Below are 15,618 nucleotides of genomic sequence, written 5' to 3' on the forward strand. Positions count from 1 at the left end.
TGGCTCGTTAATAATAATTACAATGTTATTCGTATAAAAGATTCACATTTAGCAGAGGAATACTTTCTTTTAAGCACCCCTCGCTTCTATGAATTAGAAATGAAACTAATACTGTTTCAAATTCAGAATCTTCAAGGATATAAGGAGTTAAGTGTGCTATTTTTCCTTTGCCATTCAATGATATTTTAGTCCATTCTTTTTGTGTAAATTCCGGCCACTTCCTTAATTCGTAGCCCGGAATTAAACTCAACTCTCTTATGTCTTCCTTGATGTAAAAGCGACCCTCTTGCTTATACTCTCGCCCCAATAAAGGACGGATAGAATCAACATTTTCAGAACTGTAAATCGGATAAGAATAGGGATGAATACCCCAAGTTATCATGATTATTTCTTGGCTGAACAGTTCATCGATTAGCTCTGTATTGGAAAATTCGTCTATTAAGTCCAACTTCCGATTGCCATATTTTCGAGTTATTATTTCTTCCATTTTTGCTAAGTCCACAAGAATGAAGCCGAGATAATCATAAGAATCAAAGTATTTGTCAGATATAGAGTAAACCAAATTTTCATTTAGTTTCATTTCTGAAAAATAGAAGTAAATAGTGATAATTTCAACAGGTATTGGAAGAACATCAATAGCGGGCAAGGTGTGAACAGGCTTGTCCTTAAAAATCTTAACACCTATATTAAATTCTCCTTGTAAGCTAAAATCTATTTTATGTTCAGACAAACCACTATTCGGAGAAAGCAATCGTATATCTGACTTGTCATTGATATAGACTTTCCCCAAATAAGTTTGATTTATTAGTTCGCCTAAAATGGAATCACTAAAGGTTAATTGGTTTTCAACCTTTTCAAACACACATCTAACATTATATTGACCTGATATACGATTCATGACATCAGGAATAGTATAACTAATCCGGTCAATACATAGCTGCAAATTGGCAATTAAATCGTTGCCACCTCTAAATGCTATTGTTTTTATTCTTTCCATTTTATGTGAATCTTTTTTACGAACTCAATTATTATTAATGGTTCAGCAGGGAACGGCTTGCCGTTATCCTGCGTTGTTAGCGAAATATTCTTTCTGTTATTTACTTTGTCAAAATGAAACTTAAACTTAAACAACAACAGGCTATAGTCACACTATAAGATATTACATAACAAATAAATAGTTTCCAAAATCCCTGTTTTCTGAATTTCTTGAAATAGGAAACATATTTATCGTTTCTATCTATAAAAGCATTATAAATAAAATATATCATTAAACAATAAACAATTAATAATAATCCTAACACTATTTCATTATTGAACAAGTCATATGCTCCTATATCTGTTATTATCTCTATGACATTTAGCATTGTAAGTAAGTTAATGCCAATGAAGAAAATAATTCCTGTGTCTGCCATACTAAGAATGCGAAAAGGCGGCTTCTTTTTATTCTCAGAACTCCACACCATTTCATTATACTTCTGTTTAACCCTGTTTACATATTCCCAGTAACCATTGCTTTTACAGAACTTTCGTGTACATGTATTGTCCAGTATAGAGAAGAAAAGCCAATCAAAACCTTTTTGTACCTTATAAAAAATCATATAATTACAATAGTATAGCATATTCATAAACAATTCTATCCGTTTCATTTTGACATGTTTTCGCTAATGTTATTTATAACCGCACCTTATGGTGTCGTTCCTACACTTCTATAACTGCACCTCACGAATTATCCAGTGTATCAAGGGGATTAGGGATTTTTGCTTTATGGGTACTTGACACATGAAGATAAATGGTTGTGGTCTTGATGTCGTTGTGTCCCAGCAATTCCTGTATCGTGTGCAGGTCTGTTCCCTGTTCCAGCAAGTGTGTGGCAAAGGAGTGGCGCAGCATGTGTACGTGTACACGGTGTTTGATGCCTGCACGATGTGCGGCTTCTTTCAGCACTTTCACCAATGCACTTGCCGAATATTGCTCTCCGGGTGTTTCGCCCTCAAACAGCCATTTTTGTGGGCGATATTCCCGAAAGTAGTGCCGTAGCTCTTCCAGCAACTTGGGCGAAAGGAGCGAATAACGGCATTTCTTCCCCTTGCCCATAATGCGAACCGACATTGTTTCACTGTTGATGTCCTGCGGGGTCAGGTTAAGCAATTCGCCTCTTCTAAGTCCGGCAGAGTAAACCAACGAAATCATGCAGTGATGCTTGATGTTGGAAATTTGTGCAAGGATGCGCTTAATTTCATTCTTGCTCAACACTTCGGGCAGGCTCTTGTACTCTTTGGCACGGGTGATACCGCCGTAGTATTGCCGCTTGCCGCCTTTCACCTGCTCATAATAGAACTTGATAGCATTGATGCGCATATTCTGTTGCGACACCGAGATTTTCTTCTCGTTCACAAGATAGAGTATGTACTTGTTGATGTCCGGCACTTTCAGGCGGTCGATGTTCCGTCCCTTGTGATATTCCATGAAGTCGCTGAAATAGGCACGGTATGTTTTGACGGTCGAGGGGCTGTAACGCTTCTGTTCCAGCAGTTCGAGGTAGCCTTTCGGCAGTGTGTATTCCCTTTTAGGTTTGGGATGCCGCACGTAAACCCGGCTGTAATCAATATAGGCGTGGGGTGAATAGCGGTCGTAGAAATCCGGCAGGCTGAAAGCGGCTGACGCTATGTATGCAGAGCCGTTGCCAGCCATTTCTATGTCCGTATCTTGGGCGAGCAGCAGGGCGACAGCCTGACTGTTTACATACTCTATTCGTATGTAGTCCGCACCGTTTCTTTCTTCCTTGTACAGAACGATGCTTCCTCTCTGTTTCTGAACCTTATCCATGTCGCTGAATTTTGCTTCGCTCCAAAGATAAGATAAAAATATCACTTTTTGAACATCTGTTCAAAAATAATAGAGGTTAAAAAAACAAAAGAGTATCAGGCTTTAAGCAGCGAATAGATATGGCGAAAATTTTCTGCCAGTTCGTCCACGTTCAGACCGTTCAGAAATGCTTGTTCGTATGACAGTCCTAAAAACATTTGCCGGAACATGATAGCCGTTTTCTTCACGTCCGTGTCACTCCTGATTTCCCCGCTTTCTTTTGCTTTCTGTATGACTTTCTCCCATAGGTCATAGTCTTGTCGGTAGATTTTCTCAATTTTCTGCCTGATACCCGGATAGTACATGCGCACTTGTGACAGAAAGTGAAAGTAGTAGAAGTTAGGACTACAATCATGCGGGCTGCTATTATCGCCAATCAGTTCAACAATCCTTTTCATGGAAGCGGCTACTCCAGCCACGTATTGCCCGATGAACTCTGCCAACGTATCGGCAGGAGCGGCAAACTTGTTTTCCGGTTCGTGCATTTGCAACACGTATTTGTCCGCCACAGCCATGAATAAATCCAACTTGTGCGGAAAATAATAAACGATACCCGTTTTTGTCACCCCGCAGGCTTTGGCAAGCGTGATGATGCTTGCTTTCTCGTAGTTCATCCTGACAAATACGCCGAACGCTTTATCTATTACTTCTTCACGGTTAGTTATTATCATACACGTTTGTTTTTAATCGGTTACGAAGATACGGATTTTGTTTTAAGCATTTGTACCCCAGTGCTTTTTTTTAGTGCAAGGTGCAAGTATATATTTATATATATAGCTTGCACCTTGCACTAACCCAAAAATATTTATTATCAGATATTTGCGAGTTTCAAAAGAAAGCCGTATCTTTGAACCCGAAAGTTAGGCAGACAAACAGCGGTCAAAGTTGGACAAGCCCAACATCTGAAAATCGTTACTGTTTCGTTACCTATTTGAAATTTTGAAAGCGAAGTAGCTGAAATATAAGCGGTTAGAGTTGTAGGTTCAAAACCCTCCCTCTCCGCAACAGTTCTGAATAAGATGGAAAACTAGCGGGTAAAGGTCTACAAATCTATGATTTGTAGACCTTTTTTGCTTGTACTCCGTTTGCTTTGAAAGACTTGGAAACTATGTCTTTGTAAATTAATTATAGATAATGAAAGCTGGATGACATCTCCTTTCATAATAAGGCGATGGGATAATGCATTGCCACTGCAAAGCAAGTGCATGCTTTTTGCAGTGCTACTGCATTCAGCTTTGCAGTGGCGCTGCAACACATATGCAGTGTCACTGCAGCATATATGCAGTAGCGCTGCAACACGTTTGCAGTCACACTGCAGCAGATGTGCAGCGACGCTGACCCGGTAGGTGTGTACGGGATTGTATCATGTTTCGTTAAGAAGATATTATAAAGTATCCTTTGAATGTCGTATTTTTGTCTATCCGTAATTTAGAGTAGTCAAAGAAAACTATGAAACACACTCGTATGAAACTAAAAACAGCGGTAAAGAACCTTCATGAAGGCTGGAAATTCCGGCAGGCGAGACTGACCAATTGGTATCCGGCTACAGTTCCGGGAGTAGTCCACACGGACTTACTGCAGAACAAGATTATTGAAGACCCGTTTTTCCGGTTGAACGAACGGGGATTGCAATGGATTGACAAGGAAGACTGGGTTTATGAAACTTGCTTTACTCTTGCTGCCGACATGATGCGGAAAGAGAATATGGAGCTTGTGTTCGAGGGGCTGGATACTTACGCTGACGTTTATTTGAATGATGAATGTATACTGAAAGCGAACAATATGTTTCGCCGCTGGTCTATCCCCGTCAGGCAGTACATCAGGGAGGAGAATAATATATTGAAGGTGTACTTCCATTCGCCGGTAAAGATAGACGTCCCCAAATGGGATGCACTTCCCTACCAGTATCCGGCATCCAATGACCAGTCTGAAAACGGGGGCTTGTTCAACAAGAAGATAAGCATTTTTGCCCGTAAGGCAGGTTATCATTATGGCTGGGACTGGGGGCCGCGTCTGGTTACCTCCGGCATCTGGCGTCCGGTGTATATCAGGGCTTGGAGCGATTTGAGAATCAACGATGTGTTTATCGAGCAGAAGGAAGTCGGTGCAGGCAGGGCCGTGATTGCCGGACATGTGGAGCTGGATGCCGATAAGGATATGGACGGAGTGCTGGTCACGATAACAGACGAGGCTACCGGAAGAGTGCTTGGCGAGTGGCAAGCGGATTTGAAGCGAGGCACCAATCGGGTGACCGTTGATTTTGTCCTTCACAAGCCGAAGCTGTGGTGGAGTAATGGACTGGGGGAGCCTTTCCTTTACCGTTTCCGTACGGATATCATTGCAGGCGGGGAATTGTTGGACTCTAAAACCGAAAGGGTGGGCATACGCTCTTTGAAGGTGGTGCATCAGCCGGATAAGGACGGGCATACTTTCTATATAGAGCTGAACGGGCGTCCGGTTTTTGCCAAAGGAGCCAATTACATCCCTTTGGATAACTTCCTGCCGCGCGTCACTCCCGAGAATTATAAAAGGACGATTCTCGATGCCGCCGGTGTAAACATGAATATGTTGCGTGTCTGGGGCGGAGGTATCTATGAGAACGATGTCTTCTATGATTTGTGTGATGAGCATGGAATTATGATTTGGCAGGACTTTATGTTTGCCTGCAGCATGTATCCGGCAGAAGGCGCCCTGCTCGATAATATCCATCAGGAGGCGGTGGACAATGTGAAACGTTTGCGCAATCATGCTTGCATTGCTTTGTGGTGTGGAAATAATGAATGCCAGGATGCCTGGCTGGGCTGGGGCTGGAAGCGTGAGATAGAACGGCAGAACAAGGAATATGCCGACAAGATTTGGGCACAGTACCGGCAGCAGTATCATGTCACCTTACCCGGGGTGGTCAGGGAGTATGCACCCGGAACCTTCTATTGGCCTTCTTCTCCGTTCGCATTCGAGGGAGAGATGTCCGGTACTACTGACGGGGACCGTCACTATTGGAGTGTCTGGCATGGTAAAGCACCCATTTCTGATTATGACAGCGAGAAATCCCGCTTTTTCAGCGAGTACGGCTTTCAGTCTTTTCCAGAGTTCGAGTCCGTCAAGCGCTATGCTCCTTACCCCGAAGACTGGGATATACGTTCCGAGGTGATGATGTCCCATCAGCGTGGTGGCGACCATGCCAACGGGCTGATTGAGACTTACCTGTTGAATGAATATAAAAAACCGCGTGATTTCCGGGCATTCCTTTATATGAATCATGTGCTGCAGGGAGATGCCATCAAGACGGCCATCGAGTCGCACCGCCGCCAGATGCCGTATAATATGGGGACACTTTTCTGGCAGCACAATGACTGTTGGCCCGTAGCTTCCTGGGCGAGCCGTGACTATTACGGACGCTGGAAGGCGCAGCACTATTATGTCCGCAAGGCCTATGATGACATCTTGATTTCTCCGGTAGTGGAGGGGGATGATTTGAAAGTATATGCAGTGTCCGACCGCTTGGAGAATACTTCCGGCCGGCTGCAACTCCAGGTCTGCCAGTTCGACGGAACCGTGGTTCATCACTGGGGCAAGTCTGTCGGCATCTCCGGTAATGACAGCCGTGTCTGTTTTTCCGCACCGCTTGCCAAGCTGCTGGAGGGGGCGAATAGAGGAACAGTATATGTCCGCGTAGACTATACGGACAAATCGGGCAGGGTGTACCATAATAACTACTGTCTGGGCAAGCAGAAGGATATGGATTATCCGAAGGTGGATTTGCAGACTGAAGTCCGTTCCATTGAAGGCGGATATGAAGTGACGGTATCGGCAGACAAGTTTGCCCGTGCTGTATGCTTGTCCGTTGCTGACAATGAAAGTGTGTATAGCGACAATTATTTTGATGTCCAGCCGAAGAGCAGCGTGCAGGTGCAGGTCAGGACGCGATTGTCTGCCGAAGCGTTCAACGGTTCGTTGAGGCTGACTTGCCTGAACAATGAATTCTGATACTCGCCATCCGGACGTTGGCATGCTTCTTCCGTCCGGATGTTTTTTACATAAAGATAATATGCTGCTTCAGTATAGCTGATATTTGTGTCCTCAGCTGATTGGCATTGATAGGTTTAGCCATATATGCGTCGAAGCCGTTTTCCATGACCTGCTGTTCATCAGAAGCATAGGCAAAGGCGGTGACGGCTATGATGGGGACTTGTGTAGAGTATTTGCGTATTTCCCTGGTCGCTTCGTAACCATTCATCACCGGCATGTTGATGTCCATCAAAATAAGCTGCGGGTCGTATTCCCTGAACATATTCACGGCTTCCTGACCATTCCACGCATGTATCAGATTGTAGTCTTTTCGTAGGATGGACTCAATCAACCGGAAGTTGCTGTCATGGTCTTCGGCAACCAAGACGGTGATTTTCTGCTTTTTTACTTTTATAGGTTCGGTCTTGCTTTCTGCCTGCCGGATGCGGCTTGCCGGCACATAGGGGAGGGTGAACCAGAAGGTAGAGCCTTCGCCGGGCTTGGAAGTCAGTCCGATATTGCCTCCCATGTGCTGTACCAACATCTGGCAGATGGATAATCCCAGTCCGGTGCCTTGGGCAAAATTATTGAGCTTGACAAAGCGGCCGAATATGCTCTCTTGTTTGTCTTCGGGGATACCGCATCCCGTATCGGATACGTAGAAATAAAGCATCTTGTCGTCTTGCAGCTTGTAGCCAAAACGGATACTGCCTTCTTGGGTAAACTTGATGGCATTGGTCACCAGATTGATGACGAGTTGAGACAAGCGGTTACGCTCGGAATGAATGTGGCATTCGGGCAGTCCGGGCTCAAAGGAGAGGGTGACATTCTTTTCGGGCGATAGCTTCAGGCAGAGCGAACTTTCCAGCTCTCTCATCACTTTGTTCAATTCAAAATCCGTATCAATGAATTCCATTGTGCCTGCTTCTATCTTTGACAAGTCCAGAATGTCACTGATGAGTTGCAGCAGCAAAGTATTGTTGTTCTCAATGATGCTGACGTATTCTTGTTTTTCTTCCTCCTCTTCGGTGGAAGCCAATATTCCGGAGAATCCCACAATGGCATTGAGCGGCGTACGGATTTCATGGCTCATGTTGGCGAGGAATGCGGATTTCAGTTTATTCGACTCTTCCGCACGGTTCTTGGCGGAAACCAGTTCCGTCTCCATCTTTTTCCGTTCGGTGATAACCAGCGAAGAGCCCACCAGGGTCAGCGGCTTATTGTTCTCGTCGTAGGTTTCTACGGCGGCCTGGGCCTCCACCCAGTCGAAGTGTTTGTGTCTGTCGGCATGATTGATGACGCGGTATTCCTCCTTGACTTTCTGGATACGTCCCTCAATCAGGTCTGTATAGGCTTGTTTCACTTTTTCCAGGTCTTCCTTGTGTATTTTGGAGAAATACTGGCTGTCGGGTACGGACAGCTGTTCATCGTCCATGATACCGGCATTATTGCTGAGCTCTATCGGCTTGTTGACATCGCAGAGTATGGTGTGTGTCCGGAGGTTCCATTTCCATGGTACGATGTTGGCAACGTCGAGTGCCATGGAAAGTTTCCGGTTTGTCGACCTCAACTGTATTTGGGTGTGGTGCAACTCGGTGCTGTCAACGCAGAAGACGTGCATGTATTCGCCATTGTCGCTTGCCTTGACTACAATGTCGTAGAAAGTGTCTATCTTCTTGTAATAATAGGGGAAAGTTACGGAACGTTTCTCCTTCAATGCAATATTCATGAAATGGAGGAACTCGTTCATGGATTCGGGAAATAATTCGCTTCCCCGCTTGCCGACAGCCTCTTTGCGCATGATAAATCTGTCTTCGAAGAAATTGTTGACATCTATATATAAGGTGTCAGTAATGCGCCCTTTTTCATCTTTTATAAGTTTCTCATACATGTATAGGATGGGCATGTTGTTTATCAGATTTCGGTATTTGAGATTGCTGTCCAGTTGTTGCTGTTGTAATCTTTTGATTCTACTCAGTGACTGTAGGCGGAGATATTGGAAAAAGAACAGCAGAGTTATGATTGCGGCAGTGATACTGATAATGACATATTCGTACTTCTCCCAGAAGGTGGGAGGCATGTTGTAGAATATGGTACCCTTGGGGCATAGCTTCGGATTCAGGTCACGCTGCAGAAGGGATTTATAGTTGAATACGGGGGCTCCGTCGTCGGGATAGTATAACGGGATGTTGCGTGCCGGGGTACCATCCAATATCTTGTGGATGGTTTCCAGTAGCCGGGCATTATATTTCTCTTTGTTGTAAATGTAGCCGCCTACAATCCCCCCTTCTTCTTCAATACCGATGGCCCTTAGCGAAAACAAAGGGATGGGGGCGGTAGAGATGACCCGGTGGGAATTACTCCTCATGATATTGTCATGGGGAGAGCTCTTGTACAGCCAGGATGAAAAGATGACTCCGGTAGTATGGGGATTCACGTGGTTCAGTATATTGAAAAGGCTGTCCGTTCGGATGTCTTTCGCACTAAGGAACTGGTAATCCAACTCCGGATACTTTTCACGGATAATCTCGGACAAGTCATAGTCGTTCTGCTGGCAGATGTATGTTTCATCCCCTATATACATGACCTTATCCATTTTGGGGATGAGTTGCTTCATGAGTTGCAGGTTCTCGTTCAGGTATACACTGGATTGCATTAAGGTCAGATTGTACTTCTTCTGTAGGTCACTGATGGGAATACGCTCTGTGCGGGGCAGGGCGTGCTCGCGTATCATTGTTTCCTTAGGACCGGTATAATCCCTCTCACCACATAATATCATGGGGATATCGGGCCACTGCCGGTTCAGTTCATCGCACATGATGAAACTTCCGCATCCGATAAGCACGATAAGTTTAGGGTTCTTGTAACTCTTGAACAAGCTCTCTTTGAATGTCTCCAGTTTATTTTCCTCGTCAAGTGTCAGCATTTTCATGTGTGCGGTGTATACTCCGATGTGGCTGTTCTGTGATGCCATGTTCACAATGGAGGTGATGAAATCATTACTCCAGGGATTGGCTTCTGTATAAGTGTTGATTATCAGAATATCGTCGACGTCTGTTGCGGGAGATTTTCCATATAGGGTGTCTGTGCAGGTGAACGAGCAGAGTATTGCAATTACTGCTCCCAGTATGTATTTCATATCCTTTGGACCGTTTTAATGTTTGCTATTGTGAAAATTCTTACAAATGTAGGGGTTTCCCGGTGGATAGACAAAGAAAAAGATGAATTTAAGCGGGATATGGAAAAATAAAGCGGAGCAACATATTGCAATGTCACTCCGCTTCTCATTGAGATGTTGAAAGATGTGTTTTCAGGAGATTTAGTTGTTTTCTTTTTTAATGTCTATGGTCATGAACCGTTCACCGTCATATAGACTTTTGACACGGATGTTCAGTCCTTTTTTCTCTTTCAGCTGTTCCGCTATATTGTCCAGCTTGAAGGAGGCCAGTCCGGTGCCCAGCGTGAGCTGGCTGTCATTGTAGGCATTGTGGCGGAATTCGAGATTGACGTAATCCGGTTTGTCGTTTTCGCCGGTGGATGCTTCATTGATGACCAGGTTCAGCATGTGCTTCTTGTCTTCGTTGTTGCTGTGGTAGAATTGATATTTGATGTTCAGATACTCGCCCGTAATCCATAAATCCGTGGCGTTGATGTTGTCGTCTCCGATACTGTCCGCCTTTTCGGCAGGCATGGAGTAGATGTCTTTGGTCAGAATGTTTTCGATGTGCTTTATTTGGGCATTGTATTCGTAGCCTGGAAGTTTCTCTTCCAGTTCGCGGAAGTAGATGAAAGCCCTCTGGCCGTCTATTACGGCATAGTCGTGAACATAGGTTGTGTCACTGGGATATAGTTTACTGCCTTCGTCCAGTGAGAAATAGTAGTCTTTTCCTTCGATGACCTTTACCGTACCTACGGCGAACAAAGTGTCATATTTGTCATCCCAATCGTCCAGGCATGATTGCAATACAATGGCAGTCAGGAATAAAAGTATGGATGCTGCCAATGTCATTCTCAGTTTCTTCATAAGTGGTAGGTTTTAGCTCTTTTTTCTGTTTAAAACTTATTTTTGTATTCAGAAAATGCGGTGAAAAGCTAAATACTGCGTAGTATACTGTTAAAGAAATGAAAGTATGATTTTCTTCTCTGCCTGATGCAGTATTTTTGCGCCGATTGCATTTATAGGGTAAACACGTGTTAAAAGAGAGAATGGAAGAACAGGAATTGGCAGAACGCTGTAGGCAAGGAGACAATCTTGCCCGCAAAGAACTGTATGAGCGCTATGCGGGACGCATGCTCAGCGTATGCCTCCGTTATGCAGGTGACCGGGAGACTGCCCAAGACCTGATGCATGACGGTTTTCTGAAGCTTTTTGATTCTTTCGATAAGTTCACTTGGCGGGGAGAGGGTTCTCTGCGGGCATGGATGGAACGCGTAATGGTGAATACGGTATTGCAGTATTTGCGGAAAAATGATGTGATGAATCAGTCATCGGCCTTGGAGAATGCACCCGAAGCTTATGAGGAACCGGAAGGTTCGTCAATAGATGTCATTCCTCAAAAAGTACTGATGCAGTTTATCAGTGAATTGCCTGCCGGCTATCGTACCGTATTCAACTTATATATTTTTGAAGAGAAATCCCATAAGGAGATTGCTCGACTATTGGGAATTAATGAAAAATCCTCTGCCTCGCAGTTGACGCGTGCTAAAGCGACTTTAGCGGCAAAAGTACGTGAGTGGATGAAAAGAAATGATTAAATGAAGGAACGTATGGAAGATGAATTGTGGTTGAAAAAGATAAAGGACAAGCTGGAAGACTATTCCGAACCGCTGCCGGTTGCCGGATGGGAGCGGTTGGAGAAGGAATTGTCCGTTTCCGGAGCTCCGATAACCGGACCGCATAGGATGATACCTTTCCGTCGCTGGGCGGTGGCCGCGGCAGCTGTGTTGCTGGTGGCGGTTTCGTCCGTCAGTCTGTGGCTGTTGCAGAGTCCGGTAGGGAATGAAATGCGGCATACGTCAGTGCCCGCTTTGGCTGTGGCTCCGGACGTCTTGCCGGAACAGACAGTACCTGCCATACGGACTAATTCCATAGAGCCTGCTTATCGGGCACATGGAAATGCATCGGCGCCCAATAAGGAGGCAAGTCACCCTTTGGTTGCACAACATATCAGAATATCGGTTGGCGAAGAACAGCAGGAGGAAATGCTGCCGGTTGAAACTGCAGATGAGGTTGTCGGTATTGGACAGCAGGCGGAAGAACCGGTAGTGGAAGATACGGACCATGAAACTACAATGCAGGCCGAGGAACCGGAGACAAGGGAAGACCGCTATCGTCCGTCAGGCCGGGACAAACTGCATCTTCCGGAAAAAAACAGTTCTGGTAGGGATGCTAAAGGATGGGCGGTTGGCTTGTCCGTAGGAAATACGGGAGGTTTTTCATTGGCGAATGAAGGGGAAGCGAATGTGATGTCGGACTACATGCCTGGAAGTCCTATTTATGGCGGTAACGTAGATTTATCCTCTACGGCCAATGGCATTGTTACTATTCCCGACGGGCAGGAACTGGTTTTTAAGGATGGTATGCCCTATCTGCAAAGACGCGAAAAGAAAATTGCGGATATAGACCATAAACAACCGCTCAGTTTCGGTGTTTCGGTGCGGAAAAACTTGGCGAAGGGTTTCTCTGTGGAAAGCGGGCTGACGTATACCTATCTTGCTTCTGACGTAAGGTATGAGGGCAGCTCGGAAAAGATAAGCCAGAAGCTGCATTATATTGGCATTCCGGTACGGGCCAACTGGAACTTTGTGGATACAAAGAACTTTACGATGTATGTTTCGGCGGGGGGTGCCATTGAAAAATGTGTGTATGGCAAGATTGGTACTGAGAGTGAGACTGTGAAACCGGTACAGCTTTCTGTCATGGGTGCTGTCGGTGCCCAGTATAACATAAGCAATAGGGTGGGCCTGTATGTGGAACCGGGAGTATCCTATTTCTTTGATGACGGTTCGTCGATACAGACTATACGCAAGGAGAACCCGTGTAACTTTACGTTGCAGGCCGGTATACGTCTTACTTATTGATAGCAGGACAGACATGTTTTTGTCCACTTTCTTGTAGATTCAGAATTTTCTTAATAACTTTCGGCCGTGTTTCTTCGTTGGTGGATGAAGGGACACGGTTTTTTATTGATTGAGAAGAAAGAAAGTAGGTCGGGACATGCCCGGCAATATAACAAACACGTAGTAAAATAGACAAAATGAAGATTAAAAAGAAAGTAGCCTTAAGCGGGCTATTGCTTTGTTGTGCAATCACGGCAAAAGCACAAGTGTGTATTACTCCCCAGGTGGAGCAGCGTGCCAGGGAGTTGGTTTCTCAAATGACGCTGGAAGAAAAAATCGATTACATTTCCGGTCCCAAATCTTTTTATATCCGGGCTGTACCCCGGCTTGGCATACCCGAAATCAGGATGGCCGATGGTCCGCAAGGCATACGTAACAATACTCAAAGTACCTTGTATCCTTGTGGCATCTTGTCGGCTTCGACATGGAACCGTAAGTTGGCTAGAGAGCTGGGACATGGTTTGGCCCGGGATGCAAAGGCCCGTGGGGTAAGTATTCTGTTGGGGCCTGGAGTCAATATCTACCGCTCTCCTCTATGCGGGCGAAACTATGAGTATTTTGGTGAAGACCCTTATCTGACGGGCGAAACAGCCAAAGAATATATCTTGGGAGTGCAGGAAGAGGGAGTCATGGCTACGGTGAAGCATTTTGCAGCCAATAACCAGGAGTGGAGCAGGCATCATGCCAGCTCGGATGTGGATGAACGCACGTTGCAGGAAATTTATTTTCCCGCGTTCCGAAAAGCTGTGCAGGAAGCAGGAGTAGGAGCGGTCATGGATAGCTATAATCCGCTGAACGGGGTGCATGCCACCGAAAACAGCTGGCTGAACATTGATGTATTACGCAAGCAGTGGGGATTTAAAGGTATCTTGATGTCCGACTGGACATCTGTATATTCCGGTGTGGGAGCCGCTAATGGAGGGTTGGATTTGGAAATGCCCGTCGGTAAATTCATGACCAGGGAGATTCTTATTCCGGCAATAGAGAATGGTATCGTGAGGGAAGAGACCATTGACGCCAAAGTCCGGCATATACTCCAGACATTGATTGCTTTTGGAGCACTTGATACTCCGAGAGAAGATAAATCTATCGATAAAGACAATGCACAGTCTAAGGAAATTGCACTTGACTTGGCGAGGGAAGGAGTAGTGTTATTGAAAAATGACAACGGTACGTTGCCTTACCGGAACGGTAGAACATTGGTAATCGGGCCTAATGCCGATATTATTCCCACAGGAGGAGGAAGCGGATTTGTCACTCCTTATTCGGTAGTGTCGCTCTATGACGGTATGGTTCAGTTGAAGGGCGGCAGACAGATAGAACTGCTGTCTGACAGCCTTCTTTATAAGGATATGTCCCAACAGATTTATACGGATGACAGTTTTACGCAAAACGGTTTTAAGAGCGAATATTATAATACTCGTAATCTTACCGGAGAACTTTTTCAGGCTGTCATAGAGCCTGCCATAGACTATGCCTGGAAATACGGTGCACCGTTCGACGGCATGCCGGTAGATCAGTTTTCTGCCCGTTGGACGGGAGTTTACAAGGCTGACAAGGATGGAACTGTCAAGTTCCAGCTGGCTGGCGATGACGGATACCGTCTGTTTGTAAACGATAAGCTGATTACCGGAGATTGGGGGAACCATTCATTCAGTACCCGCAGTGCATTTATGCAGGTCAGTACAGGGGAGATATACCGGCTGCGTATTGAATATTTTGATAATGTGGGTGAGGCGACTGTCAGTTTCCAGGCAGGAATGATGGATGAGGAGCGTTTGGCCTCTTCACTGAAGCATGCCAGGAATGTTATTGTATGTGCCGGGTTCAACAGCAGTACAGAAGGTGAAGGGTTCGACCGTCCGTTTGCATTGTCATACGGGCAGGAATATCTCATTAATAAAGTGGCTTCACTTCATGATAATGTGACTGTGGTGGTGAATGCCGGAGGTGGAATAGATTTCCGCAATTGGGGGCAGAATGTACAAGCTATTTTGATGGCATGGTATCCGGGGCAGGAGGGTGGAAAGGCCCTTGCCGAAATCATTACGGGCAAGCTTTCGCCAAGTGGCAAACTGCCAGTCAGCATCGAGGAAAAATGGGAAGATAATCCGGTATATGGTAATTATTATGACAATCGCAATGTACCTCATAAACGGGTGCAGTATGCCGAAGGTGTTTTCGTAGGTTATAGGGGATATGACCGGAATGGAAAACAGCCGCTCTATCCTTTCGGGTATGGACTGTCATACAGTAGTTTTGAATACAGTAATCTGAGTGTTGAGAAGACGGGTGGAAACCGGGTTACGGTAAGCTTTGACATCAAGAATACTGGAAAGATGGATGCTGCAGAAGCGGCTCAGGTATATGTGCGGGATGTGGAATGTTCTGTTCCGCGTCCATTGAAGGAGTTGAAAGGCTACGATAAGGTTTACTTGAAGAAGGGGGAAACCAAGCGCATCCGGATATTGCTGGATGAGGAAGCCTTTGCCTACTATGATGTGGAATCACATCGGTTTGTAGTGGAAAAGGGGACTTTTGAGATTCTGGCAGGTCCTTCTTCAGCTGATTTACCATTGAAGGCAACTGTTGTTTTATGATAAAATAAATATCAAAACAAGAATG

Annotated in this window: 9 protein-coding genes; 4 read left to right on the plus strand and 5 right to left on the minus strand. The window is 45.2% G+C overall.

Annotated elements, in window-relative coordinates:
* Positions 1-25: 25 nt before the first annotated feature.
* From DW947_RS16290 to DW947_RS16305, 3 genes are all read right to left on the minus strand, one after another.
* Complete coding sequence (locus DW947_RS16290; protein ID WP_117610803.1) at positions 26-997, minus strand: hypothetical protein; 972 nt, start codon at positions 995-997, stop codon at positions 26-28.
* 722 nt (positions 998-1,719) lie between these two features.
* Positions 1,720-2,826: a tyrosine-type recombinase/integrase gene (locus DW947_RS16300; RefSeq protein ID WP_165859473.1), complete on the minus strand. Its 1,107-nt coding sequence runs from the start codon at positions 2,824-2,826 to the stop codon at positions 1,720-1,722.
* Between the two features lie 95 nt (positions 2,827-2,921).
* Positions 2,922-3,536: a TetR/AcrR family transcriptional regulator gene (locus tag DW947_RS16305; protein WP_007845701.1), complete on the minus strand. Its 615-nt coding sequence runs from the start codon at positions 3,534-3,536 to the stop codon at positions 2,922-2,924.
* Between the two features lie 778 nt (positions 3,537-4,314).
* On the opposite strand from DW947_RS16305, the gene DW947_RS16315 reads away from it, so the two are divergent.
* Entirely contained in the window at positions 4,315-6,852 is a 2,538-nt protein-coding gene (locus DW947_RS16315) for a beta-mannosidase (RefSeq protein ID WP_057281715.1), read from the plus strand.
* A gap of 46 nt (positions 6,853-6,898) precedes the next feature.
* On the opposite strand, the gene DW947_RS16320 is transcribed toward DW947_RS16315, so the two are convergent.
* Positions 6,899-10,012: an ATP-binding protein gene (locus tag DW947_RS16320; RefSeq protein ID WP_117963301.1), complete on the minus strand. Its 3,114-nt coding sequence runs from the start codon at positions 10,010-10,012 to the stop codon at positions 6,899-6,901.
* 180 nt (positions 10,013-10,192) lie between these two features.
* Complete coding sequence (locus DW947_RS16325; RefSeq protein ID WP_057282053.1) at positions 10,193-10,897, minus strand: NigD-like protein; 705 nt, start codon at positions 10,895-10,897, stop codon at positions 10,193-10,195.
* Between the two features lie 182 nt (positions 10,898-11,079).
* Here DW947_RS16325 and DW947_RS16330 point away from each other — a divergent pair, with 182 nt between their 5' ends.
* The 3 genes from DW947_RS16330 (at position 11,080) to DW947_RS16340 (ending at position 15,593) form a co-directional block, all read left to right on the plus strand.
* Positions 11,080-11,628, plus strand: a complete 549-nt coding sequence (locus tag DW947_RS16330; RefSeq protein ID WP_005831669.1) for an RNA polymerase sigma factor — start codon at positions 11,080-11,082, stop codon at positions 11,626-11,628.
* Positions 11,629-12,954, plus strand: coding sequence for a porin family protein (locus DW947_RS16335; protein ID WP_117963299.1), 1,326 nt, complete (start codon positions 11,629-11,631; stop codon positions 12,952-12,954).
* Between the two features lie 176 nt (positions 12,955-13,130).
* A complete protein-coding gene (locus tag DW947_RS16340; protein ID WP_117963297.1) occupies positions 13,131-15,593 on the plus strand; it encodes a beta-glucosidase in 2,463 nt (820 codons plus the stop codon).
* Positions 15,594-15,618: the final 25 nt, after the last annotated feature.

The organism is Bacteroides sp. AM44-19 (assembly GCF_003603395.1).
GTDB classification, from domain to species: domain Bacteria; phylum Bacteroidota; class Bacteroidia; order Bacteroidales; family Bacteroidaceae; genus Bacteroides; species Bacteroides uniformis.

What these genes read in the sequence shown, in the direction of transcription:
- DW947_RS16330 (WP_005831669.1), top strand. Translation starts at nt 11,080, where the DNA reads ATGGAAGAACAGGAATTGGCAGAACGCTGTAGGCAAGGAGACAATCTT.
- DW947_RS16320 (WP_117963301.1), bottom strand. Translation starts at nt 10,012, where the DNA reads ATGAAATACATACTGGGAGCAGTAATTGCAATACTCTGCTCGTTCACC.
- DW947_RS16305 (WP_007845701.1), bottom strand. Translation starts at nt 3,536, where the DNA reads ATGATAATAACTAACCGTGAAGAAGTAATAGATAAAGCGTTCGGCGTA.
- DW947_RS16290 (WP_117610803.1), bottom strand. Translation starts at nt 997, where the DNA reads ATGGAAAGAATAAAAACAATAGCATTTAGAGGTGGCAACGATTTAATT.
- DW947_RS16300 (WP_165859473.1), bottom strand. Translation starts at nt 2,826, where the DNA reads ATGGATAAGGTTCAGAAACAGAGAGGAAGCATCGTTCTGTACAAGGAA.
- DW947_RS16315 (WP_057281715.1), top strand. Translation starts at nt 4,315, where the DNA reads ATGAAACACACTCGTATGAAACTAAAAACAGCGGTAAAGAACCTTCAT.
- DW947_RS16335 (WP_117963299.1), top strand. Translation starts at nt 11,629, where the DNA reads ATGAAGGAACGTATGGAAGATGAATTGTGGTTGAAAAAGATAAAGGAC.
- DW947_RS16325 (WP_057282053.1), bottom strand. Translation starts at nt 10,897, where the DNA reads ATGAAGAAACTGAGAATGACATTGGCAGCATCCATACTTTTATTCCTG.
- DW947_RS16340 (WP_117963297.1), top strand. Translation starts at nt 13,131, where the DNA reads ATGAAGATTAAAAAGAAAGTAGCCTTAAGCGGGCTATTGCTTTGTTGT.